A 25,428-nucleotide genomic window follows, 5' to 3' on the forward strand; every position below is an offset into this window, starting at 1 on the left:
AACCGATGCAAGGCATCTGCACCACTTGTCGGCAGCCGTCAGAAATCGGCAAATTCCAGCTGTTCCACGGCATGTCTTTCCAGCAGGGACAAGGCCGAAAGACGTTCAGCGCTGCGCTGGAAATAGTCTGCAAGACGGGGAGCCTGGGGATGGTGTTCATCGTCAAGGATATTCCGCCCGATGGCGGTGGCGAGCGTGTCGCGGTCGGCCGCGTCAGAAGCCGCCGCGTAACTCTTGAACCGCCCGTAGAAGACTTCCGCCATGGCCCGGATTTTCTTGCCGATACTGGTGTCACCAATTCCCATTTCCCGCATGGCATAGTCCATGTCCTTGAAAAAGTGATCAAACAGGGCCTGGCCGGCGGCACGTCCCGCTTCGCCGTCCGCATTGAGCCGGGAGATGGCCAGAATGACATGCAGCGAGATCAGCTCGAACCGGCCCTCTGGCGTATCTGGCACACCGCCAACTGTATAGAATACCGGCTGGCGCGCAGCCGCGACAATCCGCTCATACAGGGCCTGTGTATGGCTTTTCGCCGCGTCCCGGCGTTTCAAGAATGACAACATGCGATAGACACTCCCTCTTGGCGGGGCTTGAAGCTAAGGTCAGGCTCGGCTAGGTCAACGCGGCAGAGTATCCAGAACCGGGAGTTAGGGTTTAGTCCATGAAGCGCGCATTGCTATTGGCTGTTGCAGCCGGATCCATTCTTGCTGCCGGTTGTACACCTGTCCTCCGGAATCACGGCTTTGTCTATGTTGACGGCGAAGTCCCCGAAATCGTCCCGGGCGAGGATAATCAGGCCAGCGTTCTGGAACGCCTTGGCAGCCCGTCAACGCAAGGCGTCTTTGAATCGACGACCTGGTATTACATGTCCGACACGCGGGAATCGCTGGCCTATCAGCGGCCGCAGACGAGCTACCGGCGGATACTTGAAGTCCGGTTTGATGATGCCGGTCTTGTGGCTTCCGTCGAGGAATACGGGCTGGAAGACGGGCGGCGCGTGGCGCTGGTCGATCGCGAAACACCGACTCCGGGCCGCGAAATGAGCGTTTGGGAACAGTTGTTCGGCAATATCGGCAGCCTGCCCACGGAACAATTCGGTGGCGAACAGAACCTGCCCGGCGGTGCCGGCGGTCCGAGACGCGATCAGTAATTTTCCGAGTGCATAGCCACAAAAAAAGCCCCGGTCCGAAGACCGGGGCTTTCTTGTACGCAGCAACAGCCGCTATTGATGCGCGATCACTGCCAGCAGCAGGAGTGCCACAATATTGGTGATCTTGATCATCGGGTTCACTGCCGGACCGGCCGTGTCCTTGTAGGGATCACCCACCGTGTCGCCTGTGACCGCTGCCTTGTGAGCTTCGGAGCCCTTCTCGTGCAGCACGCCATCGGAGTCGGTGAAACCGTCTTCGATCGCCTTCTTGGCATTGTCCCAGGCACCGCCGCCCGAGGTCATCGAGATGGCGACAAAAAGACCCGTCACGATCACACCCAGCAGCATGGCGCCAACAGCCGAAAGAGCCGGACCCGGTCCTGCGATCAGCATGATCGCGAAGAAGAGAACGACGGGTGACAGCACCGGCAGCAGCGACGGCACGATCATTTCGCGGATCGCCGCCTTGGTGAGCAGGTCAACGGCCCGGCCATAATCCGGCTTCACCGTGCCTTCCATAATGCCCGGATTTTCACGGAACTGACGGCGCACTTCCACAACGACCGACTGGGCTGCACGGCCAACAGCCATCATCGACATGCCGCCGAACAGGAAGGGCAACAGGCCACCGAAGAGCAGACCGACAACGACATACGGATTGGACAGCGAGAAGTTCACAACATTCGCCGTAACTTCGGTGCCGCCATAAATCAGGTCCGCAAAGAAGCCTTCGCCATTCGCGGTCTCGATGAAGTGCTGGATATCCGCCGTATAGGCCGCGAAAAGAACCAGAGCGCCAAGCCCCGCCGAACCAATGGCATAGCCCTTGGTCACAGCCTTGGTGGTGTTACCGACGGCATCAAGTGCATCCGTCGTATTGCGGACTTCCTCGGGAAGCCCCGCCATCTCGGCGATACCGCCGGCATTGTCCGTCACCGGACCGAAGGCATCGAGAGCAACCACCATCCCGGCCAGCGCCAGCATGGTTGTCACGGCAATGGCAATCCCGAACAGGCCGGCCAGAACATAGGTGGCGATGATGCCGCCAATAATGACCAGAGCCGGCAACGCTGTGGATTCCAGCGAAACAGCCAGACCCTGGATGACGTTGGTACCATGCCCGGAGACCGATGCCTGAGCCACAGACCGCACCGGACGCTTGTCCACGCCGGTATAGTATTCGGTGATCCAGATGATCAGACCCGTAACGGCCAGTCCGATACCGCCACAAAGGAACAGGTTCAGACCGGTGATCGAACTGCCGTCCATGATCGGGCCGAAGCCGTTCGGCAGCACATAATAGATCGCGGCTGCAACAGCGGGCAATGACAGCACGGCCGACACCACGAAGCCCTTGTACAGCGCATTCATGATGTTGTTCGATTTGCCGAGCTTCACGAAGAAGGTCCCGATGATCGACGTCACGATACACACGCCACCAATGGCCAAAGGCAGGAACATCATGGCCGGAGCAGCAACACCTGCGAAGAAAATAGAGGCGAGAACCATGGTCGCGACAATCGTGACCGCATAGGTTTCGAACAGATCGGCCGCCATACCGGCACAGTCGCCGACATTGTCACCAACATTGTCAGCGATGGTCGCCGGGTTGCGCGGATCATCTTCCGGGATACCCGCCTCGACCTTGCCGACCATATCGCCGCCGACATCCGCACCCTTGGTGAAGATACCGCCGCCGAGACGCGCAAAAATCGAAATCAGGGACGCACCGAAACCAAGCGCAACCAACGCATCAATGACGACGCGCGGGTTTTCAGGCGGGAAAACTGCGGTGAGCAGATAATAGTAAACCGCCACACCCAGCAAGGCGAGGCCCGCGACCAACATACCGGTCACGGCACCCGAGCGGAACGCCATGGACAGGCCGCCAGCAAGGCTGATGGATGCGGCCTGGGTCGTCCGGACATTGGCGCGGACCGAAACCAGCATACCAATGAATCCTGCCATGCCCGACAGCACGGCACCGATGACGAAGCCGGCCGCTACAAGAAAGCCCAGCAAGAACCAGACAAGTACGGTGACGGCAACGCCGACCATCGCGATGGTCATGTATTGACGGCGAAGATAGGCATTTGCGCCTTCCTGAATCGCCGCAGCGATCTCTTTCATGCGGTCATTTCCGGCATCGGCTGCCAGAATCGACCGGCTCTGCACCACGCCGTACAGTACGGCAAGCAGGCCAGCCAGAATGACCAGTCCAAGTCCCAATTCCATATTCATGGCGTTCAGCCTTTCGTCCCAATTCAATTTGACCGGGGAGGAAATGCTGTCTGGGCATGTTCGCGAATCAGCGAAGCACCCATCCCCCCCAAGGAAAGTGGCGGGAATATGCCCAAAGGCCATGGCGGGCGCAACACGCCCGGATGCAATGGATCAATTTACTGAAAAATCACCGTAAAAGGCGGATATCTGGCGGTGTGATCACAATCCGCTCCACCACGCCTTCGCCAAATTGCTCCGCAAGCGCAATCAACCAGACCTCCCGCATGCGGTCGACATCAATCGTGTCACCACTCTCGGCGGTCAGATTGGTGCGATGGCTCGCGCGGATCAGGCGGTCGAGGGCAATATGGGTATTGGCCTGAACATTACGGGCCTCGTTATTATGTGCGACCAAGAGGCGGGAATGAATGTAGGCATAACCCTGCAGCCGGTGATCCTCGACAAGTGGAACCACAATCGCCGGCATGAAAATAACCCTTGGATTCCCTTCATCCACGCCCAATTCCTCCATGACACTGGCATGGCTGGATGCCTGACTGCCGGCTCCCTGATTCCAGTCGATATTAATGGCGGAGCTACTGCTCGAACTGCTACTGCCACCACCACCTGCATAGACAGCAGGCGTGAAAAAACAGGAGCCGAGGGCAAAGGCGAGGAGAAGGTTTTTCATGACCCGGACGATACACGTCCACGCTCAAAAATGCGTAAATCCGGTCTCTAAAATTTGAACGATATTGCCTTTTTCATCTCGCACGCTGACACCGCTTCCCTCTGAAATGCATCCGATATCCGTAACGGCGACACCGGCATTGCGTGCGGAAATGCGCAAAGCCTCCACCCGGTCAGCCGGACAACAGAACAGCATTTCATAATCATCCCCCCCGGTGATCAGTGAAATCATCGCATCCGTCCGCTTGTCCTGCCGGGCCAGCCAGTCCCGGGCAGCAGCCGACAACGGAATATTCGCAAGCTGGAGGTCAACACTGACACCACTGGCTTTCGCCATATGCCCAGCATCCGAAATCAGACCGTCCGAGATATCCAGCCCCGCCGTTGCGCTGGTGCGTAACGTCTCAATCAAGGCGACAGGCGGCCGTGGCAGCAGATAACGGTCATTGAGGGAGTTCCGCTCTGTCTCCGGCAGGTCAAGCGCTTCAGACTGCAATCCGAGCCAGCCATCACCGATAGTGCCACTGACAAATACCCGGTCACCGGGCTGCGCGCCGCTGCGCCGGAGCGGCTGTGCCACCTCCCCGAAAGCCGTGATTGTGATCACCAGGCAGTCACCGCCCCGTGTGGTGTCCCCGCCTATCAGCGGCATGCCATAGCCTGCGGAATCCTCCGCCAACCCATCAACGAATCGCTGCTGGTCCCGGGCCGACACAGTCTCTGGCCAGACAATAGATAAAAGGAAGGCATGTGGACGCGCCGCCATAGCGACAAGATCCGACACATTCACCCGCAACGCCTTGCGCGCGGCCATGTCCCAGGGATCATCCGTGCGGAAATGCACCCCCTGGATCAGCGTATCAGAGGTCACGACCAGACCGGATGATGCGGCCAGAAAGGCAGCATCATCTGTCAGGCCGAAAGCGCCCTCGTAATCGGCGGCAAGCGGCGCCAGTGATTGCGCGATAAACTCGAATTCGCCGATCCGGCTCACCCCGCCAGGCTTCCCGGCCGGATATCGCGGGTCAACCGGTCCAGAACCGCATTGATAAACGCCACTTCCTTGTCATCAAAAAAGGCGGCAGCCAGATCGACATAGGCATCCAGCAGCACGCGTGCGGGTGTCTCGGCGGCATGGGTCATCTCGAATACCCCGCACCGCAATATGGCGCGCAGTGTCGCGTCAATCCGGTCCAGCCGCCATTTATCACTCAGGGCCGGAGCAATCTGTTGATCCAGCTGCGCCGTGGCTTTCACCGTTCCGGTCACAAGGGATTCAAACAGCTCGATATCGGCCGTATCCGATAGCCGGTGATCAAGAAACTGCCGCATCACCCGGTCTGCGGTACTGCCCCCCTGCTCTATCTGGTAGAGCGCCTGGACTGCCGCCATCCGGGCTTCCGGACGGGGCTTCAGTACAGGCAGGATATCTTCGCTCATTTCCATCAGGCAGCCCCGAATTTTTCACGCAGGCGAACCATGGCCAGACAGGCGCGCGCTGCATCGCCGCCCTTGTCCTTGTCGCCCGCGCGCTTCATCGCCTGATCGCGGTTTTCAACCGTCAGAATGCCATTTCCAAGCGCAATCCCCTGCAGCGTCAAATCCATCAGCGCCCGGGCAGATTCTCCGGCGACATGGTCATAATGGCTGGTCTCGCCGCGAATGACGCAGCCCAGAGCCACATAGCCATCGAACCGCGTCCGGCTCCGGACCGCGGATGCAATTGCGCCCGGAATTTCCAGCGCGCCGGGAACCTCGACGATTTCCACTTCAGCATCGGCCAAGGCCGCCTGTGCACCCTTCAACAAGGCATCGCTGACCTCTTTATAGTAGGGCGCGACAACGACAAGGATGCGCGGTTGACCATTCATGCGTCAAAATCTCCAAGCTGGATCGTCTCATGGATCGAAAGGCCATACCCCTCCAGTCCGACAATGGGTTGCGGTGCCGTTGTCAGCAAATCCATTTTGCCAACGCCGAGATCGGTCAGGATCTGGGCACCAATTCCGTATTCACGAAGCCGCCTTTCCTCGCGTTTTTCGTCGGGCTCTGTCGGCTTTGCACCAAAACGTTCGCGGATCGCATTGAGATTGCTTTCCCGGATAAACACCATCACCGCCGGGCCATCGTGCTGCGCCAGGGTCTGCATGGCGATTTCCACAAGGCCGGAACGCCGTCCGGTTGCCGCAATCACATCATCCACGAAACTGACCTTGTGCATCCGTACCAGCGTGGGGTGGTCGGCTTCCGGTTGCCCCTTCAACAAGGCCACATGCTCGAACCCGTCCACCAGGCTGCGATAGACAACGAGTTTGAATATCCCGCCCCAATGGCTTTCGAACGGCACTTCGGCGCGGCGCTCGATGAAAAGATCATTGCGGCGGCGATAGGCGATCAGATCGGCGATTGTTCCGATCTTCAGTCCATGGAGCTGGGCAAAGGCCACAAGGTCGGGCATCCGCGCCATCGTGCCGTCTTCATTCATGATCTCGCAGATCACCCCCGACGGATTGAGGCCCGCCAGCCGGGAAACATCGACCGCCGCCTCGGTATGCCCGGCCCGCACCAGAACGCCACCATCCCGCGCGACCAGCGGAAAGACATGGCCCGGCGTGACGATATCCTCCGCGCCTTTTCCGGGGTCGATAGCCGCGGCGATCGTGACGGCCCGGTCATGGGCGGAGATGCCCGTGGTTACGCCTTCCCGGGCCTCGATGGAAACGGTGAAGGCGGTCTGGTGCCGCGTCCGGTTGTGCGAGGACATCATTTCGAGCCCGAGCGCGCGCGCGCGCTCATCTGTCACCGAAAGGCAGATCAGACCCCGACCGTATCGCGCCATGAAGTTGACCGCATCCGGAGTGGCAAACTGGGCCGGAATGACCAGATCGCCTTCATTCTCGCGATCATCGGCATCGACCAGAATGAACATACGCCCGTTCCGGGCGTCTTCGATAATGTCTTCAATCGGGGAAAGCGGCGTATCGCTGGCCATGCATCAATCTTCCGCTTGCATCAGGCGTGCGGCGTATCGCGCCATGAGGTCAACTTCAAGATTGACGTGTGCGCCAATCTGCAGCGCGCCAATCGTCGTAACCTGCGCCGTATGAGGAATGATCATCAGGCTGAACACATCATTTTCGGCCGCATTGACGGTCAGCGACACACCATCAACAGCGATAGAGCCCTTTTCCGCAATGAATTTTGCAATCGCTTTCGGCGGCCGGACCTGCAAGGTCAGCCATCCGCCCGCCTCGCTCCGGTCGACGACTTCGCCAAGACCATCGACATGCCCGGTCACGAGATGACCGCCCAGCTCATCGCCCATTTTCAGCGACCGCTCCAGATTGACCTCACTGCCTTCCATCCAGCTGCCAAGCGTGGTTCTCTGCAGCGTTTCGGGCGACACTTCGACGACATGCAGCCCGCCCGCCGGGGCCTTCGCGGTCTCGGTCACCGTCAGGCAGACGCCCGCATGGCAGATGGACGCCCCGATTTCGATCGTCGCCGGATCATACACACTTTCAATGCTGAAGCGGCGGTCCGTGCGTCCCGAAACGGATCGGACAATTCCTTTGGCGGTAACAATTCCGGTAAACATTCAGACGCGCTTTCGTGTGTAGGTCTCGTGCAGATCGGCACCACATTCCGAAATGCCGATGCGTTCGAAGATGGGCGCTTCGTCCAGCCGCTCAAGGCCAAGGGCTGCCAATACCGGCCAACCATCCCCCCCGAGGAATACGGGCGCACGAAACCATTCAATCCGGTCCACCAGGTCCAGTTTTATGGCACTGGCCGCAACCCGCGCGCCGGCTTCGATCAGGATCCGTTCCCCTTCCAGTTCGCGGATCCGCTGTAGAGCGGCCTTCAGGCTGATATGCAGGCCATCAAAGCGATTGATGATGTCAACAGCTGCTCCCCTGGCTTCGAGTGCCGCGCGGCTATGGGCGGGAACATCGGCGCTGCACAGGAACAGCAGCGGACCGCCCGCATCGAATAAACGCGCCGTGTCCGGCGTCCGCAGGCGTGTGTCAAGAATTACACGGCCCGGCTGGCTCCCCTTGAAATCCGGAAGCCGCACAGTCAGTTGCGGATCATCCGCCAGCACCGTTCCGACACCGGTCAACACAACGTCCTGCTCGCTGCGCAATTGATGCACAGCTGCCCGCGCCGCTTCCCCGGTGATCCATTGCGACTGGCCATTGGAAAGGGCAATCCGGCCATCCAGCGAAGTGGCGAGTTTCAGCGTGACCTGGGGCCCGCCGGGGCCGGTCATGATTGCGAGGAGCCGTCGCCGCCCGGCGGTCCCAATTGCTCACCCTTGATGAAGTCCCGGAAATCATCGACTTCGCGGAAATCCTTGTACACGGAGGCATAGCGGACATAGGCCACCGGATCGAGATTCTTGAGCGCGTCCATGACCAGCTCGCCAATGGCATCCGACGTCACATCGGAATCTCCGGAGCTTTCGAGCCGCCGGACGATGCCGGAGACCATCTGATCCACACGGTCAGGATCGATTGTGCGTTTCTGGCAGGCGAGTGCGACCGACCGGGCCAGCTTGTCACGATCAAACGGGACACGTCGGTTATTGCGCTTGACCACGGTGAGCTCCCGCAGCTGCACCCGCTCGAATGTCGTGAACCGCGCCGAGCATTTCGGGCAATGCCGGCGGCGGCGGATGGAAGCCCCGTCTTCCGCCGGACGGGAGTCTTTCACTTGGGTATCGGGGTGGCTGCAGAAAGGACAACGCATCGGGTCAGCCTAGATCAGATCGGGATAAATCGGAAAGCGCCCGGTCAGTTCCAGAACCCTGGCCTTGACCGCTTCTTCAACCGCCTTGTTTCCGGACCGGTTTTCCGCCAGCGCATCCAGCACCTCGACCATCATCTCGCCGACCTGCTTGAATTCGGCCTCGCCAAAACCGCGCGTGGTTGCGGCCGGTGAGCCGATACGCAGGCCGGACGTCACCATCGGTTTTTCAGGATCAAACGGCACGCCATTCTTGTTGCAGGTCATGAAGGCCCGTTCGAGCGCCTTCTCGGAAATGTCGCCGGTCAGGGATTTCGGCCGCAAATCAACCAGTGCCAGATGCGAATCGGTGCCACCCGAGACGATTTCATAACCGCCTTCTTTCAACGTCGCGGCCATGATCCGGCAATTGGCGATTACAGCCTTGATATAGTCCTTGAATTCCGGGCGCAGCGCCTCGCCGAACGCGACCGCCTTTGCCGCAACGACATGCATCAATGGCCCGCCCTGGAGACCGGGGAAGATGGCGGAATTGAACTTCTTGCCGAGGTCCTCGTCCCGCGAAAGGATCATGCCCCCGCGCGGGCCGCGCAGCGTCTTGTGTGTGGTCGTGGTCACGACATCTGCATACGGCACCGGATTGGGATATTCGCCCGCAGCGACCAGTCCCGCAAAGTGGGCCATATCCACCATCAGATAGGCACCGCACGCATCGGCGATCGCCCGGAAGCGTTCAAAATCGATGATCCGCGGATAGGCCGAGCCACCCGCAATGAGCAGCTGGGGCCGGATGTCTTTTGCCTGGGCTTCCAACGCGTCATAATCAATCAGCGCATCCTCTTCGCGCACGCCATAATGGTGAGCGTCAAACCACTTGCCGGAGATATTCGGCTTTGCGCCATGGGTCAGATGTCCGCCGGCATCGAGACTCATGCCGAGGATTTTATCACCGGGTTTCAACAGCGCCAGAAAGACGCCCTGATTGGCCTGGCTGCCGGAGCTCGGCTGGACATTGGCATAGGCTGCGCCAAACAATTCCTTTGCCCGGTCGCGCGCCAGATCCTCGGCGACATCGACAAACTCACAGCCGCCATAATAGCGTTTGCCCGGATACCCTTCCGCATACTTGTTGGTCAGCGGAGAGCCCTGCGCCTCGAGCACCGCGCGGGACACGATGTTTTCCGAGGCAATCAGCTCGATCTGCTGTTGCTGCCGCCGGATCTCCTTGCCAACGGCCGCCGCAAGATCAGGATCGGCATTCGCCAGCGACTGGCTGAAAAAATCGTCTCGCACGGCACACTCTCCTCAAACGCTACGCGGGACATGATTGATAGGGCGCAACGCACGGGCTGACAATGCAGCTCTATGGTTTCTGGACTGCTTTCCGCAGCCTGCTTCCCAAGTATTCAATGTATTTGCAGGTTCTGGTGTGTTGCTATTTTCAACGTTGAATTCTAGACAGTTCTCGCCGACTTTAGAAAGTCAAAGAATACACAAGGCAAATGGAGTCCTTATGACAGACGAAACCCTCCCCCAGATCGATGAAGAAGAAATCCTGCGGATGACCACGGATATTGTTGCGTCTTTCCTGACCCACAATTCCGTTCCTGCTGACAGCATCCCGGAGCTTATCCGGTCTGTGCACGCGACCATGGGCGAGATCAGCGGATCATCAGCCAAACCCGAGCCCAAGTCCAAGCCGGCCGTTCCGGTCTCGAAATCCGTCACCGACGAGCACATTGTCTGCCTCGAGGATGGCAAGAAGCTGAAAATGCTGAAGCGCTATCTCCGCTCGCAATATGACATGTCACCGGATGAATATCGCCGCAAATGGGGCCTCCCGTCCGATTACCCGATGGTGGCACCGGCCTATTCACGCAAGCGCTCGGCCTTCGCCAAGGACATCGGTCTGGGACGCGGCGGCCGCAAAGGCAAGTAAGCGTTCGCGATCAGACCTTGATACCTCGGCCGGGTGATCCGTCATCCGGCCGTTTCTTTTGTGGAGTAAGGCCCAGCCGGCGGGCCAGCTTGGCGCCGGCAACACGCTCCATATCGAGGCGGCTGGCCGTCTTGGGCGATTGAATCACGACTTCTACGCCGGTTTCGACATCAATCGCGGCCACCCGGATGGCCGATGTCAATTCAATAAATTCATAGATCACCTCGCGGCCAGCGAGGGAGGCTGGCGCCGGCTTCGGCGCGCCGGTCAGGCGACCCGCCGGGCCCGGAACCGGACCCAGATTTCCTGCAAGGCGTCAATCAGCTCGTCGAACATGGCATCGCTGTGCGCCGGGGTCGGCGTGAACCGCAAACGCTCCGTTCCGCGGGGAACGGTCGGATAATTGATCGGCTGAACGTAGATACCGTGATCATCCAGCAATGCATCTGACAAGCGCTTGCACATGACCGGATCCCCGACCCAGAGCGGCACGATGTGGGTTTCCGAATCCATCACCGGCAAGTCGGCATCCCGCAGGCGTTGTTTCAGTGTCGCGGCGCGCTCCTGGTGCGCCTCGCGCAATTCGTGGGCGGACTTCAGATATTCGACCGAGGCACGGGCGCCAGCCGCCAGCGCAGGTGCCAGAGATGTCGTGAAGATGAATCCGGGCGCAAAGGACCGGATCGCATCGACGAGATCGCCATCGGCTGCGATATAGCCCCCCATGACACCATAGGCCTTGCCGAGCGTGCCTTCGATGATATCGACACGATCCATCAGCCCTTCGCGTTCGGCAATGCCGCCGCCACGCAGGCCATAGAGGCCGACCGCATGTACTTCATCCAGATAGGTCAGGGCATTATACTTGTCGGCCAGATCGCAGACTTCCCTGATCGGCCCGATATCGCCATCCATTGAATAGACGGATTCAAAGGCGATCAGTTTCGGCGCGTCCAGCGGTGCCGCGCGCAGCAATTCCTCGAGATGTGCGACATCATTATGCCGCCAGACATGCTTTTCACATTTCGCGCCTTTGACGCCTTCAATCATGGAGGCGTGATTTAGCGCGTCTGAAAAAATGATCAGGCCCGGCAGGATTTTGCCAAGCGTGCCAATGGTCGCCGAATTTGAAATATAGCCCGAGGTAAAGAGCAGCGCGGCGTCCTTGTCATGAAGGTCGGCCAGCGAACGCTCCAGTTCGACATGATAATTTGTCGTTCCGGAAATATTGCGGGTGCCGCCAGCTCCGGCGCCGACATCGTCGATCGCCTGCTTCATGGTCTCGGTAACGCAGGCGCGCTGCCCCATGCCGAGATAGTCATTGGAACACCAGACAGTGACATCGCGGACATCGCCTTCATCTGTCCGCCAGCGGGCTTTCGGAAACTGGCCTTTATAGCGGCGCAAATTGGCGAAGACGCGATAGCGGCCTTCCGCGCGCACACGGGAGACCGCCGTTTTGAATGCGTCCTGATAGTCCATGGAATCACCGTCACCAGAGTCGTCTAAGTTTAACTTAACGACCCTAATGGAACAATTCCGGCGCTTTGGCGAGTTGGACGAAAGGACGCAGCCGGAAAAATTACAGCCGGAACCGGATATGATCGGTCCAGAAACGCTCCAGACGATCCAGCGCCACATTGGTCGCTTCGACTGTCGCCGTATTCAGACCGCCAGAAGGCTCCAGCGCATGGGACTGCCGCGCGAACAGACCGGACAGGCGATCACTGACATCACGGCCGGCTTCGGTCAGGCTGATGCGGACCGTGCGGCGGTCATTATTGGACCGCTCCTGGTTGACGAAGCCCAGATCGACCAATTTCTTCAGGTTATAGGAGACGTTCGAGCCCAGATAATGGCCGCGCGACTTCAGTTCGCCCGCCGTCAGCACCTGGTCGCCGATATTGTAGATCAACAAGGCCTGCACGCTCGTCAGCTCGCGAAGGTGTTCGCGATCCAGCTCGTCCTTTACAACATCGAGCAATTGCCGGTGAAGGCGCTCGACACGTTGCAGCAATTCCAGATAGTCCGTGCGCGTTTCCGCAGCCGGCTTCAGGCTTTCAGCCAGGGCCATATCGGTTCTCCATTCCACCCAACAACATTTTGTTATTTTGCGGAAACGCTAACCGAAACTCGTTAAAAACCGATTATTCCGTATTCCAGCTGCCCTGCAGCAGCTTGTAAATCGCTGAAAAGTCGGAACTTCCACCGCCCATATTGTCAAACAGCGCATAGAGCGCCTCGGCTTGCGCGCCCAATGGCGTCGAGGCGCCCGACGTTGCGGCCGCATCCATGGCCAGCTTCAAATCCTTCAGCATCATGGCCGTGGCGAAACCCGGCGTATAGCCGCGATTTGCGGGTGACGTCTCGACCGGACCCGGCACCGGGCAATAGCTTGTCATCGACCAGGACTGGCCGGATGCCTTCGAGGCAATGTCGAAGAAGCGCTGCTGATCCAGACCCAATCTGTCGGCCAGCGCGAACGCTTCGCACGTCCCGATCATGGTAATGCCGAGCAGCATGTTATTGCAGATCTTGGCCGCCTGTCCCGTGCCGGCATCGCCGGCATGGATCACGGCCTTGCCCATATTCGAGAGGAAGGGCTCCGCCTTGGCAAAAGCCGCCTCCGGGCCACCGACCATGAAGGTCAGCGTGCCGGCATCGGCCGCCGCCACACCGCCGGAGACCGGCGCATCCACAAACAGGAATCCTTTGGCCGCAGCCGCCTCACCCACGGATCTCGCCGTCGCCACGTCAATGGTCGAACAATCCATGATGACCGTGCCCGGCTGCGCAGCGTCAAAAATCTCGCCCTCATAGACGGCGCGGACATGTTTGCCGGCGGGCAGCATGGTAACGATGGCATCCGCACCGGAGACCGCTTCAGCCGCGCTTTTTGCGCCTCTGGCCCCGGCCCCCTCGGCGCGCTTGACGGCTTCCGCGCTCAGATCGAAGGCGCGCACCTCATGCCCGGCCTTGGCCAGGTTGGCGCACATGCCCGAGCCCATATTGCCCAGTCCGATGAATGCGATAATGGCCATGATCTATTCTCCCAGAAACGACAATTCTTTATCTTTGGCGAGCGGCTCGAAATACGCCGCAATCATCGCATCATCCACCGCGTCCAGCGTCGCCGGGGACCAGCGCGGCGCATTGTCCTTGTCGATGATGACGGCCCGCACGCCCTCGTAGAAATCCACCCCGCCCAGGCAATGCGTCGACAGGCGCAATTCCTGCCGCATCACATCCTCGAATGACTTGTCCGCCCCGCTGCGGATCGCCGCGCAGGTCAGTTTCAGCGATGTGGGTGATTTCGTGGCGATGATCTTTGCCTGCTTCTGCGACCAGCTATCCCCCGCTTCGGTGATCCGCGAAACCATCGCCGCCACATCATCCCCGGCAAAGGCCGCATCAATCAGCCCGCGTGTCACCGCCAGATCGGAATCGCCCGGATCGCCGGAATGTTCTTCCAGAATGACCTCCAGCGCGTCCTCGTCCGACAGGTCAGCGCTTTCCAGTGCCGCGATCAGAGCCGGAAGATCAGCGGACGGCGTGTAATGCGTGGCAATGCCGGTCGCGACACAATCGGCCGCTCTCAGGCGCGCCCCGGTCAGCCCCATCCACATGCCGGTCTCCCCGGCAAGGCGCGGCAGGAAATAGGTGCCGCCGACATCCGGAAAAAAACCGATCCCGGTTTCCGGCATGGCCAGCATGGTGCGGTCACCGGCCACGCGGTGTGAACCGTGCACCGAAATGCCAACACCGCCCCCCATCGTGATGCCGTCAATCAGCGCCACATAGGGCTTGGGATATTCCTTGATCAGCGTATTGAGCTGGTATTCATCATGCCAGAAGCGCCAGGCCTCTTCACCGCCGGCCTTGCCACTGTCATGCAACATGCGGATATCGCCGCCGGCGCAAAAGCCTTTCTCGCCCTCGCCATCGACCACCACCGCTCTGATACTGTCATCGTCTTTCCAGGCCAGCAGCGCCTCGGTCATCGCATGGACCATATCCATGGACAGTGCGTTCAGCGCCTTGGGACGGTTGAGCGTGATACGGCCGGTCTGGCCGGTCTTGCGGGCAATAATTTCGTCACTCATTTCAAAACATCCTTGGCGATGATGACGCGCATGATTTCATTGGTGCCTTCGAGGATCTGGTGGACCCGCAGATCGCGCAAAATCCGCTCGATCGGATAATCCTTCAGATAGCCATAGCCGCCATGCAGTTGCAGTGCCTGATTGACGATGTCGAAGCAGGCATCGGTCACAAACCTTTTGGCCATGGCGCAGAGTTTCGGCGTGGACGGATCTTTCGCATCGATCGCTGCAGCCGCGCGGTAGAGCATCAGACGCGAAGCTTCGAGATCGGTCGACATGTCGGCGAGTTTGAACTGGGTGACCTGGAAGCCGGAGATCGGCTTGCCGAACTGTTTGCGGGATTGAACGTAATCAGCCGCCACATCCAGCGCCTCCGCCGCCCCGCCCAGTGAACAGGCGCCGATATTCACACGGCCGCCATTCAGGCCATTCATAGCGATCTTGAAGCCTATGCCCTCCTCGCCCAGCCGGTTGGCGGCCGGAATGCGGCAATCCTCGAAATTCACCACGGCAGTCGGCTGGGAATTCCAGCCCAGCTTCTTCTCATTCGCCCCGAAGGACAGGCCCGGCGTGCCTTTCTCGACCACGAATGTGGAAATGCCGGAAGGCCCCTCGCCGCCCGTGCGCGCCATCACGACATAGATATCGGATCGCCCGCCACCGGAGATGAAGGCTTTCGAGCCATTCAGCACATAATCATCGCCATCCCTGACCGCCTTGGTGCGCAGCGAGGCCGCATCGGATCCGGCTCCCGGCTCGGTCAGGCAATAGGAGGCGAAATGCTCCATCGACATCAGCGGCGGAAGGAATTTCGCCCGCTGGCGGTCATCGCCCCAGCTGTCGATCATCCAGGCGCACATATTGTGGATGGAGATGTAAGCGGCCGTTGAAACACACCCACGCGATAATTGTTCGAAGATCAGGCAGGCATCGAGCCGTGTCATTCCCGATCCGCCGAACTCGTCGCCCGTATAAATGCCGGCAAAGCCCATTTCGGCGGCTTCACGCAGAACATCTTCGGGGAAATGCTTGTTTTCATCCCACTCCGCCGCGAACGGCTTCAGGCGGTCATCGGCGAATTTGCGCGCAGCGTCCTGTATCAGGCTCTGGTCTTCATTGAGCTCGAAGTGCAAATCAGGCTCCATCCGGGTTTTGAAAAAGGCCGCGAAGGCCTAACGTGGACCATGCGATTGGGCAAGCTGCGAGGGTAGATCACGATGAGCACATTTCCAGCAACACGCTTGCGCCGTTTGCGGCAGGCCGACTGGTCACGCCGCCTGGTGCAGGAAAATGTGCTGACCGTGAATGATCTGATCTGGGCGGTTGTGGTCTCGGACACCGCTGATCCGACAGAGCCCGTGGCGGCTATGCCCGGCGTCGAGCGTCTGGGTCTGAAGGCCCTGGCCGATGCGGCAAGGCGCGCGGAACAATTGGGCATTCCAGCGATGGCGATTTTCCCGCATATCGACCCGGAGAAGAAAGACGCGGACGGCTCCGAAGCACTCAATCCTGACGGCCTGGTGCCGAAGGCCATAAAGACCATCAAGGACGCGGCCCCGAATGTCGGTGTCATCTGCGATGTCGCGCTCGATCCCTTCACAATCCATGGCCATGACGGCGTCATGAAAGACGGCATCATCCTGAATGATGAAACCGTGAACCGCCTGACCCGGCAGGCCCTCATTCAGGCGCAGGCGGGCTGTGATGTGATCGCCCCGTCCGACATGATGGATGGCCGTATCGGGGCGACCCGCGAAGCGCTGGAAATGGAAGGGTTCACCGACACGATGATCCTCTCCTATGCTGCCAAATACGCGTCGGGTTTCTACGGCCCCTATCGTGAAGCCATCGGCTCCGGTGCGGTCCTGCAGGGCGACAAGAAGACCTACCAGATGGACCCCGCCAATACCGAGGAGGCCTTGCGTGAAGTCGCCATGGATCTCGAGGAAGGCGCCGACATGGTGATGGTCAAGCCCGGCCTGCCCTATCTCGATATTGTGCGCCGGATCTCGGAGGCTTTTGGCGTGCCGACCTTCGCCTTCCAGGTCTCCGGCGAATACGCCATGATCCAGGCTGCAGCCGCCAATGGCTGGATTGATGGCGACCGCGTGATGATGGAAAGTCTGACGGCCTTTAAGCGCGCCGGTGCGGCGGGGATTATCACTTACTTCGCGCCAAAGGCGGCGGAGATTCTGACCTAACCCACCTTGCCGATCGGCGGCAGGGTCCAGTTGAACTGGATGGCGCAGCCGCGGATGACAAAGGCCAGCAGCGCCGCACCTACTGCAGCGGTTCCGGCCCCGATACCGAGCGTAATGGCCAGCACATAGGCACCCGCCCCCGCCAGCGCCGCCAAAGCGTAGATCTCTGCGCGCAGGACCAGTGGCACATCATTAACGATGATGTCCCGGATCAATCCGCCAAAGGCCGCACTCATCACCCCGGTCAGCAGGGCAATCGACCAGTGCGCTCCCGCGGCGAGCCCGGCCTTTGCACCGAGCACGCAAAACACCGACATGCCGATGGCATCCGCCCAGGCCAGAGCCGCCCGGCGTGTGGCCAGGGATTGAGCCCAGGGGGAGGTGTAATACCCGATCAACGCCCCGATCAGCGCCAGCCAGAGGTAATCCGGCGCATCCACCCAATAGACCGGCAATTCCCCCAGCAGGACATCGCGGAGCGTGCCGCCCCCCATACCCGTGACCGCGCCGAGAATAGCCGCGCCAAAGGGATCAAGCTCCTTGCGCGCCGCCAGCATCCCCCCGGAAAAGGCGAACACAGTGACGCCGCTATAGTCCAGAAAAAGAAAGAGTAAATCGACGGTCAAAGCTGCCAGCCTTTCGAATTATCCAAATATACGGAATCGGTCATTTCGTTTTTGGGCTTGCCCAATCAGTCGATTCACCAACTAATCTCGCCTTGCAGCAGGTGACGATTGCGTCATCTGACAAGCAAAACAAAGGGGGAGACTCATGTCACTCGACAAAATCATCTGGGCAGTCGCGTTTCTGGCAGCCATCGTGTTTGCGTTCGTAACCTTTGAGTATGGCGCACTTATCCTTGCGCTATTGGGGCTCGCAAGCGGTTTCTTCGTCAAGGGCGATCACCGCAAGGCCCTGATACTGGCCGCCATCTTCCTGATTGCGGGCGGCTCCACTGCATTGGGCTCCATCCCGGCGGTCGGCGAGTATCTGAACGCCATCTTCGCCAATTATGGCGCCGTTCTGGGCGCAGCCTCGCTGATGGTCATCGTCATGGCCACGGTCGAGCGCCTTATACCGGGCGCCAGCGAATAACGACGCCGGCAACGCCTGAGCAAACCCCGTCCGCGCACTGCGGGCGGGGTTTTTCATGACCCGTCTATCGCTGATGCCAGCGCCGCATCATGGACCGTCACCTGCCAGGCCGCGACGGTCAGAATAATGATCAGCAGGGCCCACACCGCATAGTTCACGAGGACCGAGCGCTTGGCCGACTTGCGTTCCAGCCAGGTCCGGGGCCGGACGCCCTTGACCCGGTATGTGAAAAGCGCGGCCAGATTGACGCTCACCACATTGATCGACAGCAAGAGACCGGCCCGCGCCGCCATCATCCATTCGCCATCCCCGGCATAGAGCCCCATCGCAGCGGAAGGCGGCAGCAAGGCCACCGCCACCATGACCCCGACCAGCGCGCTGGAGATTCCCGTGGAAATGGACAGCGCCGCCGCCGCGCCGGAAACAAGCGCCAGAGCAGTCGTATCCACGCCGACAATCGTCCGGGAGACCAGCTCGCCGCTCAGCGAATTGACCGGCAGGGCCATGCCGAGCGCAAAGCTGACCGCCAGGCCGAGCGCCAGCCCCGCAACCGCGGTCCGCGCCGACTTCGCCATCAGGTCCAGATCGCCCAGCGCAGACGCAAAGGAAAATGCCAGAATCGGCCCCAGCAGCGGCGCAATCACCATTGCCCCGATCACCGCGGCAACATTATTGGCATTGAGGCCAAGCGCCGCCACAACCGCGGACAAGGCCGTCAGAACCAGAAAGTCACGATTCAGTTTGGCGCCGGCGGCAATGTCTTCGAACAACTCTTCACGCAGGGCCAGCGTCCGCCGCTTCCGGCTGGTCTCGGCGTCTTCCTCCGCCTCGATCTTCGGCAAGGTGGCCTCGATCGGGATAACCACAAGCCGCCAGTCATCCGTGTCGGCCAGCAAGCCCTGGATTGCGTCAATCGCTTCCTGCCCCTCGCCCGTCTTGAAGTAGAGACGCAAGACGCGGCGGCCCCGATCATCTGCCGGTTCCAGCCGGTGATCGACCGGATTGGCCCGCAGGCAGGATTTCAGCAGTGGCTGGGTATCAACCGTTTCGGGAAAGGAGAGCTCGATCAGACGCATCTAGCGTTTATCGGCGTTTTTCAATCGCGCGATCAAGCTGGAAGTATCCCACCGTCCACCACCCATCGCCTGGATTTCGGCGTAGAACTGGTCGACTAGCGCCGCAACCGGCAAGCGCGCGCCATTATTGCGCGCCTCGTCGAGCGCAATGCGAAGATCCTTGCGCATCCAGTCGGCCGCAAAACCATGCTCGAATTCACCCGCCACCATGGTCTGCCAGCGGTTTTCCATCTGCCAGGATTGCGCTGCGCCCTTGGAAATCGCGCCGATGACTTTCTCCGCATCAAGCCCGGCCTGTTCGGCGAAGTGCAGTCCTTCGGACAGCCCCTGTACCACACCGGCAATGCAGATCTGGTTGACCATCTTGGCAAGCTGGCCGGATCCGGCCGCGCCAATCAATGTGACCGCCTTGGCATAACTTGCCATCACCGGTTCGGCATAGGCGAAAACATCCGGGTCACCGCCGCACATGATCGCCAGCTGCCCCTTCTCTGCCCCGGCCTGACCGCCCGAAACCGGCGCATCGACAAAACCGATATCCCGCGCCTTGCATTCCTGATGCAGCGCCCGCGCCAATTCCGCAGAGGCTGTTGTGTGATCGACCAGGACCGAGCCCCGCTTCATCACCGGGACAATCCTTTCCGCAACTGCGCGCACATCCGGATCATCGCCCAGGCAGAGAAAGACAAAATCAGCTTCAGCGGCGGCATCTTCCGGTGTGACAGCGACCTTTCCCGTGTGGAATTTGGCCCACTTCCGGGCCTTGTCTGCTGTCCGGTTCCAGACCGTGACCTGATGGCCCTTGCCGGCCAGATGACCGGCCATCGGGTAGCCCATCACCCCAAGCCCCAGAAATGCGCAATGAACCATGCCGTTCCCCTAATCGAGCTGGCCGTACCGGCTGCGGTGAAAGGTCAGCGCCCCGGCGTCTTCCTTCACTGAAATTCCCATGACCTCGCCGAGGATGATGTCATGGTCACCGCCGGGATAAACGGCATGCTGACGGCAGGCAAGGACGGCGCCTGCCCCGTCAATCACCGGAAAGCCATGTCTGTTTTCAGACCATTGCCCGTCCGGAAGGCCGTCATTTTCGGCGCAGAACCGGGCGATATCCGCCTGCGCTTTGCCGAGAAAACAGATCGCATAACTTTTCGCGGCAAGAAAAATATCCGCGCGGTCTGCCGACTTTGCAATCGACCACAGGACCAGAGGCGGCTTCAGCGAAACGGAGGCAAACGAATTCGCCGTAATACCGTACGCCTTGCCGTCATGATACGCGGTCACGACCGTCACACCGGTGGGATAGCGCGACATGGCCTCGCGAAATGACTGTGATGGCGACAATTTACAATCTCCGAATCGCTTCGAAACCGGACTTTAACCGTGTTGGGACATACTCCGCCTTCAAAGAAGAACAAACAGGGTGGTGTTGTGATGGCTTCGGATCAACCGATCATCATCAAGAAAATCAAGAAGGGCGGCGGCCATGGTCACCATGGCGGCGCCTGGAAAGTGGCCTATGCCGACTTCGTGACCGCGATGATGGCTTTCTTTTTGCTGATGTGGCTGATCAATACCACAACACCCGAACAGCGTCAGGGAATTGCAGATTATTTTGCGCCCGCAAGTGTCGCCCCGACCAATTCCGGCGGCGGCGGCATTCTGGCGGGCACCGCCCTTGGCGAAGATGGCGGCGGGGCCCGGGGCACCTCATCGACCATTGAACGCCTGTCCCCGGACGCAGTTCAGGATGACCCCGAAACGCCTGATGAAACCCGCGAGCAGACCACGCAATCCGTCAGCGCGGATGCCATGGCGGCGGCCCGCGAACGCCGGGAACGAGCCGAGTTTGCTTCGGCCGAAATGTCTCTGCGGCAGTCCCTGCAGGAAATGCCGGAACTGGCCGAGCTGACGCGCCAGCTGATCATCGAGGAAACACCGGAAGGTCTGCGCATTCAGCTGGTCGATGAGGAAGGCCGCCCGATGTTCAATCCGGGCTCTGTGGAGCCCAATGACCGCGCTGTCATTCTCCTGCGGGCCGTGGCCGAAATTGCCCAGCAATTGCCAAATCGTGTGGCGATTTCCGGCCATACTGATTCGGCGCCGGCCCCTGGCGATGCCTATTCCAACTGGGATCTGTCAGCCGACCGCGCCAACGCCGCGCGCGCCATTCTCCAGCAAGGCGGGCTGAATGACGACCGGATTGCGGAAGTGACCGGGCGCGCCGGCTCCGAACCGCTCTATCCCGACGATCCCTACATGCCGGGAAATCGCCGCATCTCGATCCTTTTGCTGCGCGAAGCCCCGGTGATTGCCCCCGGGCACGGCCTCAACAGGTAATCCACAGTTCACAGCAAAAAGGGCTCGCCTCACGCCGTCCCACTCATGCTAGTCTTTCCGGCCCGCCATGAATTGCGGGCGCAGGACACAGGGCGTGAGGCATGCTCGATATCGTCGCAGAGACATGGCAGATGTGGGCCGCCATGGCCCTCGTGGCGATTTCAATCGTCTTCTATGTCTGGGAAAAGTACGCGATTGAAATCGTCTCTGCGGCCATTGTCGCAGTGGTTCTGGTCTTTTTCCAGTTTTTCCCGATTCCGGAGGACAATCCCGGTGCCGCGGAGATCCTGGCCGGCTTTGCCAATCCGGCGCTTCTGACCATCATGGCGTTGCTCGTTGTCGGTCAGGGCATTTTCCAGACCGGTGCCATGGATGGCCCGACACAGCGTCTGCTGGCCTCCTACGACAAACGGCCGCTGATGACCCTGCTGTCGATTTTCGTGTTCGTCTTCGTGGTCAGCGCCTTCATCAACAACACACCGGTCGTGGTGATGTTCATTCCGATCCTTGTGGCCGTCGCGGGCCGGATGGGTGCCTCGCCCTCCAAGATCATGATCCCGCTCAGCTATGTCTGTATTCTCGCCGGCATGACGACGCTGATCGGCTCGTCGACCAATCTGCTGGTCTCTGACAGCTATTCGGCCTTCACCGGTGTGACTCTCGACTTCTTCGCACCCACTCAATACGGCATCGTACTGGCACTGATTGGCGTCCTCTATGTGGCCTTCATTCTCCCGCGCCTTTTGCCAGAGCGCGCGACAATGGAGCGCGAGATCGCAGGGGGCGATGGCAAGCAATTCATTGCCCAGCTCGAAGTCACACGTGAACACCCTTTGCGCGGACAATCGCCGGTCGCCGGCATGTTTCCGGACCTCCCGGATATCACGGTGCGGATGATCCAGCGCGGCGAGCACGCCATTCTGCCGCCATTTGATGATGTCAAACTGCGTGCAGGCGATCTTCTGATTGTTGCCGCAACCCGCAAGACCCTGTCCGATCTGCTGACCTCTCGCGCCGAATATCTGCGTGGCCTCCTGCAAAGCGGGCCCGGCGGAGACGAGCCCTCACCCGGAGAGCGCCTCGGCCTGTCGGAATCGGTCATTCCACCGGGCTCGCGCCTGATCGGCCGCACGGTTGAACAGATCGGCTTTCGCCATCTGACGGGCTGTGTTGTTCTGGGCGTGCAAAGACGGTCACGCATGATCCGAAAGAAAATGGGCGAAATCCGCATCGAAGCCGGAGATGTCTTGCTTTTGTTCGGCAAGGCAGATGCCCTGCGCAACCTGCGCAATGACCGCGACCTGCTGCTGATGGCCTGGGCGACAACCGATTTGCCCGATCCGCGGCGCGCCAATTTCGCCCTCATCATCTTTGCCGGCGTGGTGGTTGCCGCCGCGACCAATCTGATGCCGATCGTCCATGCGTCGATTCTCGGTGCCGTCGGCATGATCGCCGCCGGGTGCCTGAATTCCCGGCAGGCTGCCCGTGCCATCGATATGCGCGTCTACCTGCTGGTCGGTTCGGCCTTTGCGCTGGGCACGGCCCTGCAATCCACAGGCGCTGCGAATTTCATTGCCGGAACGGTAGTGTCGACATTCGAACCCTACGGGCCGGTCGCTCTGGTCTCGGTATTGTTCATCCTGATCGCTTTGCTCACCAACGTGCTTTCAAACAATGCCACGGCCATCCTGTTCACCCCCATTGCCATCGGTGCTGCCAACCAGATGGGGCAGGATCCGGCCATTTTCGCCTTGACCGTCCTGTTTGCCGCCAACACCTCCTTTGCAACACCGATCGGGTATCAGACCAATCTTCTGGTCATGGGACCCGGGCATTACCGCTTTGCCGACTATATCAAGGCCGGGGCACCCCTTGTCATCATACTGTGGCTGGCTTTCACTGGCATCGCGGCATTTCATTTCGGTTTCTGAACGTGCAGTCTGAGTTGATGAGAAAAGCAAGGATTCGAGCCCTTCCGTGACGCATCCGTTCACAACCCGCCAGATTCCCTTCTACCTGACCGCATCAGGGCCTTGCCCCTATTTGCCCGGACGGCTGGAACGCAAACTGTTTACCCGTCTCGAACCCGGCGACGGCCCTGCGCTGAATGATGCCCTGACCCATGCCGGATTCCGCCGCTCACAGGCCGTGCTCTATCGCCCGGCCTGTGAAGGTTGTGATGCTTGCCGGTCTGCGCGCATTCCGGTCAACGCCTTCAGCTTTTCCCGCTCGAACCGGAAAGTCCTGAAGGCCAATGACGATCTGAGCCGGGAAGAACAACCCGCCCACGCCACGATGGAGCAATTCCAGTTGCTCTCGCGCTATCTCGACACCCGGCATGGCGACGGAGATATGGCGGGCATGAGCTTTGCCGATTACGTCATGATGATCGAGGACGGGGCCCAACGCACCGATGTCGTTGAATATCGTGATGACGCCGGCACATTGCGCGCCGCCGCCCTGATCGACCGGCTGCGCGACGGCCCGTCCCTGCTTTACAGTTTCTTTGATCCGGAACAGCCGGCCCGCAGCTTCGGCAAATTCATCATACTGGATGCAGTGCGATGGTCGCAGGCACAGGGCCTGCCTTATGTCTATCTGGGCTATTGGGTGCCGGGCAGCGAAAAAATGGCCTACAAATCGCGTTACCGTCCGCTGGAAATCCTGACATCGTCAGGCTGGCGGCGGTTTGAAGACACCGAATTCGGCAGACAGACCGAAATGGATTTTGGGGGAGATTGATATGGATCGGCGGACATTCCTGAGCGGCGCGAGCATTGCCGCCGCCACGGTGGCGACAGCCTGCAGCCAGGGGGAAGACAGCAGCGTCGCTGCACCCAACGTCCAGACGAGGCGCACGCGGCGCCTGCGCATGGTCACGACCTGGCCGGCCAATTTCCCGGGCCTCGGCACCGCCGCAACACGTGTGGCGGAGTTCTGCAACGCCATGTCCAGCGGATCGCTGGAAGTCGAGGTTCATGCCGCAGGCGAAATTGTCGGCGCATTCGAAGCCTTCGACGCCGTAGCGACCGGCACGGCCGACATGTATCATGCCGCCGAGTATTACTGGCAAGGCAAGTCCCCGGCCTTCAATTTCTTCACCGCCGTTCCGCTCGGCATGACCGCCGAAGAAATCATGGCCTGGGTCGAATTCGGCGGCGGCCAGGAACTCTGGGAGGAGCTGGGCCGTGAATTCGGCGTGGTGGCGTTCCAGGCTGGCAATTCCGGTCACCAGATGGGCGGCTGGTTCAAGCGCGAGATCAATTCGCTGGAAGACTTCCGTGGCCTTCGCATGCGGATACCGGGCCTCGGCGGCAATGTGCTGCGCGAACTCGGCGGGGCGGCGGTCGCCCTGTCAGGCGGAGAGATTTATCCGGCCCTGCAGAATGGCACGATTGATGCCACCGAATGGGTCGGGCCGTGGAATGATCTGGCATTCGGATTCTATCGCGAGGCACCATACTATTATGGCCCCGGCTTCCACGAGCCGGGCTCGGCGCTCGGGCTTGGCATCAATGCCGGCGTCTGGGACGGGCTCGATACGGATCACAAGGCCATCATCCGCGCCGCCTGCCGGGCCAGCAACAATATGGCCCTGGCCGAATATGCCCACCAGAATGCCATCGCCCTGGATGTCCTGCAGAACGAGCATGGCGTGCAATTGCGGTCCTTCCCGGATGAAGCCTGGCTCAGGATTGGCGAGATTTCGGAACAGGTGGTTGCGGACGTCGCCAATACCGATGCGATGACACGGCGTGTCTATGACAGCTATATGGCCGCCCGCAACCGCGGCCGCGTCTGGGGGCGTGTCTCGGAATATCCCTATTTTGCGCAACGTGAACGCGTTCTGGGCGGCTAG

Annotated in this window: 29 protein-coding genes; 8 read left to right on the top strand and 21 right to left on the bottom strand. The window is 60.2% G+C overall.

Annotated features, from left to right (window positions below):
• Positions 1–38 precede the first annotated feature (38 nt).
• Positions 39–566: a ubiquinol-cytochrome C chaperone family protein gene (locus tag DBR16_RS06290; protein WP_109260393.1), complete on the bottom strand. Its 528-nt coding sequence runs from the start codon at positions 564–566 to the stop codon at positions 39–41.
• Between the two features lie 98 nt (positions 567–664).
• Here DBR16_RS06290 and DBR16_RS06295 point away from each other — a divergent pair, with 98 nt between their 5' ends.
• Positions 665–1,153, top strand: a complete 489-nt coding sequence (locus tag DBR16_RS06295; RefSeq protein ID WP_109260394.1) for an outer membrane protein assembly factor BamE — start codon at positions 665–667, stop codon at positions 1,151–1,153.
• A gap of 72 nt (positions 1,154–1,225) precedes the next feature.
• Here DBR16_RS06295 and DBR16_RS06300 read toward each other — a convergent pair whose 3' ends face one another.
• The 10 genes from DBR16_RS06300 to glyA form a co-directional block, all read right to left on the bottom strand.
• Positions 1,226–3,388, bottom strand: coding sequence for a sodium-translocating pyrophosphatase (locus DBR16_RS06300; RefSeq protein WP_109260568.1), 2,163 nt, complete (start codon positions 3,386–3,388; stop codon positions 1,226–1,228).
• Between the two features lie 175 nt (positions 3,389–3,563).
• Positions 3,564–4,067, bottom strand: coding sequence for a hypothetical protein (locus tag DBR16_RS06305; protein WP_125184514.1), 504 nt, complete (start codon positions 4,065–4,067; stop codon positions 3,564–3,566).
• Positions 4,068–4,091: 24 nt separating this feature from the next.
• Positions 4,092–5,060, bottom strand: a complete 969-nt coding sequence (gene thiL, locus DBR16_RS06310; RefSeq protein WP_109260396.1) for a thiamine-phosphate kinase — start codon at positions 5,058–5,060, stop codon at positions 4,092–4,094.
• The gene (gene nusB / locus DBR16_RS06315) at positions 5,057–5,506 is read right to left on the bottom strand and encodes a transcription antitermination factor NusB (protein WP_233347637.1); all 450 of its coding nucleotides are present in this window, start codon (positions 5,504–5,506) and stop codon (positions 5,057–5,059) included. Before nusB ends, thiL begins: the two co-directional genes overlap by 4 nt.
• Positions 5,507–5,511: 5 nt before the next feature.
• Positions 5,512–5,937 (bottom strand): 6,7-dimethyl-8-ribityllumazine synthase, encoded by a 426-nt coding sequence (locus DBR16_RS06320; RefSeq protein WP_109260398.1) that lies wholly within the window; start codon positions 5,935–5,937, stop codon positions 5,512–5,514.
• Positions 5,934–7,058 carry a 3,4-dihydroxy-2-butanone-4-phosphate synthase gene (ribB, locus tag DBR16_RS06325; RefSeq protein WP_109260399.1) on the bottom strand — a complete coding sequence of 375 codons (1,125 nt, stop codon included), beginning with the start codon at positions 7,056–7,058 and terminating at the stop codon, positions 5,934–5,936. Before ribB ends, DBR16_RS06320 begins: the two co-directional genes overlap by 4 nt.
• A gap of 3 nt (positions 7,059–7,061) precedes the next feature.
• The gene (locus tag DBR16_RS06330; RefSeq protein ID WP_109260400.1) at positions 7,062–7,664 is read right to left on the bottom strand and encodes a riboflavin synthase; all 603 of its coding nucleotides are present in this window, start codon (positions 7,662–7,664) and stop codon (positions 7,062–7,064) included.
• Positions 7,665–8,339, bottom strand: coding sequence for a RibD family protein (locus DBR16_RS06335; RefSeq protein ID WP_109260401.1), 675 nt, complete (start codon positions 8,337–8,339; stop codon positions 7,665–7,667).
• On the bottom strand, positions 8,336–8,818 hold the full coding sequence (gene nrdR, locus DBR16_RS06340) for a transcriptional regulator NrdR (protein ID WP_109260402.1): 483 nt from the start codon (positions 8,816–8,818) through the stop codon (positions 8,336–8,338). The genes DBR16_RS06335 and nrdR overlap by 4 nt, the downstream gene beginning before the upstream one ends.
• 9 nt (positions 8,819–8,827) lie before the next feature.
• A complete protein-coding gene (gene glyA / locus DBR16_RS06345; RefSeq protein WP_109260403.1) occupies positions 8,828–10,108 on the bottom strand; it encodes a serine hydroxymethyltransferase in 1,281 nt (426 codons plus the stop codon).
• Between the two features lie 220 nt (positions 10,109–10,328).
• Between glyA and DBR16_RS06350 the strand changes: the two genes are divergently transcribed.
• On the top strand, positions 10,329–10,754 hold the full coding sequence (locus DBR16_RS06350) for a MucR family transcriptional regulator (RefSeq protein ID WP_109260404.1): 426 nt from the start codon (positions 10,329–10,331) through the stop codon (positions 10,752–10,754).
• Between the two features lie 10 nt (positions 10,755–10,764).
• On the opposite strand, the gene DBR16_RS06355 is transcribed toward DBR16_RS06350, so the two are convergent.
• The 6 genes from DBR16_RS06355 to DBR16_RS06380 all read right to left on the bottom strand — a co-directional run bounded on the left by DBR16_RS06355 (position 10,765) and on the right by DBR16_RS06380 (position 15,990).
• Positions 10,765–10,977, bottom strand: coding sequence for a DUF6898 family protein (locus tag DBR16_RS06355; protein ID WP_109260405.1), 213 nt, complete (start codon positions 10,975–10,977; stop codon positions 10,765–10,767).
• Positions 10,978–11,021: 44 nt separating this feature from the next.
• Positions 11,022–12,236: a 5-aminolevulinate synthase gene (hemA, locus tag DBR16_RS06360; protein ID WP_109260406.1), complete on the bottom strand. Its 1,215-nt coding sequence runs from the start codon at positions 12,234–12,236 to the stop codon at positions 11,022–11,024.
• A 100-nt stretch (positions 12,237–12,336) separates the two neighbouring features.
• Positions 12,337–12,828: a MarR family winged helix-turn-helix transcriptional regulator gene (locus DBR16_RS06365; protein WP_109260407.1), complete on the bottom strand. Its 492-nt coding sequence runs from the start codon at positions 12,826–12,828 to the stop codon at positions 12,337–12,339.
• A 73-nt stretch (positions 12,829–12,901) separates the two neighbouring features.
• Positions 12,902–13,795, bottom strand: a complete 894-nt coding sequence (gene mmsB, locus DBR16_RS06370) for a 3-hydroxyisobutyrate dehydrogenase (protein ID WP_199288378.1) — start codon at positions 13,793–13,795, stop codon at positions 12,902–12,904.
• Positions 13,796–13,798: 3 nt separating this feature from the next.
• Positions 13,799–14,857 (bottom strand): enoyl-CoA hydratase/isomerase family protein, encoded by a 1,059-nt coding sequence (locus tag DBR16_RS06375; RefSeq protein ID WP_109260409.1) that lies wholly within the window; start codon positions 14,855–14,857, stop codon positions 13,799–13,801.
• Positions 14,854–15,990: an isobutyryl-CoA dehydrogenase gene (locus DBR16_RS06380; RefSeq protein WP_109260569.1), complete on the bottom strand. Its 1,137-nt coding sequence runs from the start codon at positions 15,988–15,990 to the stop codon at positions 14,854–14,856. Before DBR16_RS06380 ends, DBR16_RS06375 begins: the two co-directional genes overlap by 4 nt.
• A gap of 84 nt (positions 15,991–16,074) precedes the next feature.
• On the opposite strand from DBR16_RS06380, the gene hemB reads away from it, so the two are divergent.
• On the top strand, positions 16,075–17,058 hold the full coding sequence (gene hemB / locus DBR16_RS06385) for a porphobilinogen synthase (protein WP_109260410.1): 984 nt from the start codon (positions 16,075–16,077) through the stop codon (positions 17,056–17,058).
• On the opposite strand, the gene DBR16_RS06390 is transcribed toward hemB, so the two are convergent.
• Positions 17,055–17,684 (bottom strand): trimeric intracellular cation channel family protein, encoded by a 630-nt coding sequence (locus DBR16_RS06390; RefSeq protein ID WP_109260411.1) that lies wholly within the window; start codon positions 17,682–17,684, stop codon positions 17,055–17,057. The two genes, hemB and DBR16_RS06390, sit on opposite strands and share 4 nt — an antisense overlap.
• A 145-nt stretch (positions 17,685–17,829) precedes the next feature.
• Here DBR16_RS06390 and DBR16_RS06395 point away from each other — a divergent pair, with 145 nt between their 5' ends.
• The gene (locus tag DBR16_RS06395; RefSeq protein WP_109260412.1) at positions 17,830–18,153 is read left to right on the top strand and encodes a hypothetical protein; all 324 of its coding nucleotides are present in this window, start codon (positions 17,830–17,832) and stop codon (positions 18,151–18,153) included.
• A gap of 53 nt (positions 18,154–18,206) precedes the next feature.
• On the opposite strand, the gene DBR16_RS06400 is transcribed toward DBR16_RS06395, so the two are convergent.
• Genes DBR16_RS06400 through DBR16_RS06410 form a run of 3 tightly spaced genes read right to left on the bottom strand, consistent with a single transcriptional unit; the run spans position 18,207 to position 20,573 of the window.
• Positions 18,207–19,229, bottom strand: coding sequence for a TIGR00341 family protein (locus tag DBR16_RS06400; protein WP_109260413.1), 1,023 nt, complete (start codon positions 19,227–19,229; stop codon positions 18,207–18,209).
• The gene (locus DBR16_RS06405; protein WP_109260414.1) at positions 19,230–20,099 is read right to left on the bottom strand and encodes an NAD(P)-dependent oxidoreductase; all 870 of its coding nucleotides are present in this window, start codon (positions 20,097–20,099) and stop codon (positions 19,230–19,232) included. It lies immediately after the preceding gene.
• Positions 20,100–20,108: 9 nt separating this feature from the next.
• Positions 20,109–20,573, bottom strand: coding sequence for a flavin reductase family protein (locus DBR16_RS06410; RefSeq protein WP_161539425.1), 465 nt, complete (start codon positions 20,571–20,573; stop codon positions 20,109–20,111).
• A 90-nt stretch (positions 20,574–20,663) separates the two neighbouring features.
• Here DBR16_RS06410 and DBR16_RS06415 point away from each other — a divergent pair, with 90 nt between their 5' ends.
• The 4 genes from DBR16_RS06415 (at position 20,664) to DBR16_RS06430 (ending at position 25,428) form a co-directional block, all read left to right on the top strand.
• Positions 20,664–21,569, top strand: a complete 906-nt coding sequence (locus DBR16_RS06415) for a flagellar motor protein MotB (protein WP_109260416.1) — start codon at positions 20,664–20,666, stop codon at positions 21,567–21,569.
• 101 nt (positions 21,570–21,670) lie between these two features.
• A complete protein-coding gene (locus DBR16_RS06420; protein ID WP_109260417.1) occupies positions 21,671–23,500 on the top strand; it encodes an SLC13 family permease in 1,830 nt (609 codons plus the stop codon).
• Between the two features lie 46 nt (positions 23,501–23,546).
• Positions 23,547–24,311, top strand: coding sequence for an arginyltransferase (locus DBR16_RS06425; RefSeq protein ID WP_109260418.1), 765 nt, complete (start codon positions 23,547–23,549; stop codon positions 24,309–24,311).
• A 1-nt stretch (position 24,312) separates the two neighbouring features.
• The gene (locus DBR16_RS06430) at positions 24,313–25,428 is read left to right on the top strand and encodes a TRAP transporter substrate-binding protein (RefSeq protein ID WP_109260419.1); all 1,116 of its coding nucleotides are present in this window, start codon (positions 24,313–24,315) and stop codon (positions 25,426–25,428) included.

It is taken from the genome of Hyphobacterium indicum (genome assembly GCF_003129605.1).
Taxonomy (GTDB): domain Bacteria; phylum Pseudomonadota; class Alphaproteobacteria; order Caulobacterales; family Maricaulaceae; genus Hyphobacterium; species Hyphobacterium indicum.

Bases quoted from the DNA above. Each gene is read 5' to 3' on its own strand.
- DBR16_RS06290 (WP_109260393.1), bottom strand. From the start codon at position 566: ATGTTGTCATTCTTGAAACGCCGGGACGCGGCGAAAAGCCATACACAG.
- DBR16_RS06295 (WP_109260394.1), top strand. From the start codon at position 665: ATGAAGCGCGCATTGCTATTGGCTGTTGCAGCCGGATCCATTCTTGCT.
- DBR16_RS06300 (WP_109260568.1), bottom strand. From the start codon at position 3,388: ATGGAATTGGGACTTGGACTGGTCATTCTGGCTGGCCTGCTTGCCGTA.
- DBR16_RS06305 (WP_125184514.1), bottom strand. From the start codon at position 4,067: ATGAAAAACCTTCTCCTCGCCTTTGCCCTCGGCTCCTGTTTTTTCACG.
- nusB (WP_233347637.1), bottom strand. From the start codon at position 5,506: ATGAGCGAAGATATCCTGCCTGTACTGAAGCCCCGTCCGGAAGCCCGG.
- DBR16_RS06320 (WP_109260398.1), bottom strand. From the start codon at position 5,937: ATGAATGGTCAACCGCGCATCCTTGTCGTTGTCGCGCCCTACTATAAA.
- ribB (WP_109260399.1), bottom strand. From the start codon at position 7,058: ATGGCCAGCGATACGCCGCTTTCCCCGATTGAAGACATTATCGAAGAC.
- DBR16_RS06330 (WP_109260400.1), bottom strand. From the start codon at position 7,664: ATGTTTACCGGAATTGTTACCGCCAAAGGAATTGTCCGATCCGTTTCG.
- DBR16_RS06335 (WP_109260401.1), bottom strand. From the start codon at position 8,339: ATGACCGGCCCCGGCGGGCCCCAGGTCACGCTGAAACTCGCCACTTCG.
- nrdR (WP_109260402.1), bottom strand. From the start codon at position 8,818: ATGCGTTGTCCTTTCTGCAGCCACCCCGATACCCAAGTGAAAGACTCC.
- DBR16_RS06350 (WP_109260404.1), top strand. From the start codon at position 10,329: ATGACAGACGAAACCCTCCCCCAGATCGATGAAGAAGAAATCCTGCGG.
- hemA (WP_109260406.1), bottom strand. From the start codon at position 12,236: ATGGACTATCAGGACGCATTCAAAACGGCGGTCTCCCGTGTGCGCGCG.
- DBR16_RS06365 (WP_109260407.1), bottom strand. From the start codon at position 12,828: ATGGCCCTGGCTGAAAGCCTGAAGCCGGCTGCGGAAACGCGCACGGAC.
- mmsB (WP_199288378.1), bottom strand. From the start codon at position 13,795: ATGGCCATTATCGCATTCATCGGACTGGGCAATATGGGCTCGGGCATG.
- DBR16_RS06375 (WP_109260409.1), bottom strand. From the start codon at position 14,857: ATGAGTGACGAAATTATTGCCCGCAAGACCGGCCAGACCGGCCGTATC.
- hemB (WP_109260410.1), top strand. From the start codon at position 16,075: ATGAGCACATTTCCAGCAACACGCTTGCGCCGTTTGCGGCAGGCCGAC.
- DBR16_RS06395 (WP_109260412.1), top strand. From the start codon at position 17,830: ATGTCACTCGACAAAATCATCTGGGCAGTCGCGTTTCTGGCAGCCATC.
- DBR16_RS06400 (WP_109260413.1), bottom strand. From the start codon at position 19,229: ATGCGTCTGATCGAGCTCTCCTTTCCCGAAACGGTTGATACCCAGCCA.
- DBR16_RS06405 (WP_109260414.1), bottom strand. From the start codon at position 20,099: ATGGTTCATTGCGCATTTCTGGGGCTTGGGGTGATGGGCTACCCGATG.
- DBR16_RS06415 (WP_109260416.1), top strand. From the start codon at position 20,664: ATGGCTTCGGATCAACCGATCATCATCAAGAAAATCAAGAAGGGCGGC.
- DBR16_RS06420 (WP_109260417.1), top strand. From the start codon at position 21,671: ATGCTCGATATCGTCGCAGAGACATGGCAGATGTGGGCCGCCATGGCC.
- DBR16_RS06430 (WP_109260419.1), top strand. From the start codon at position 24,313: ATGGATCGGCGGACATTCCTGAGCGGCGCGAGCATTGCCGCCGCCACG.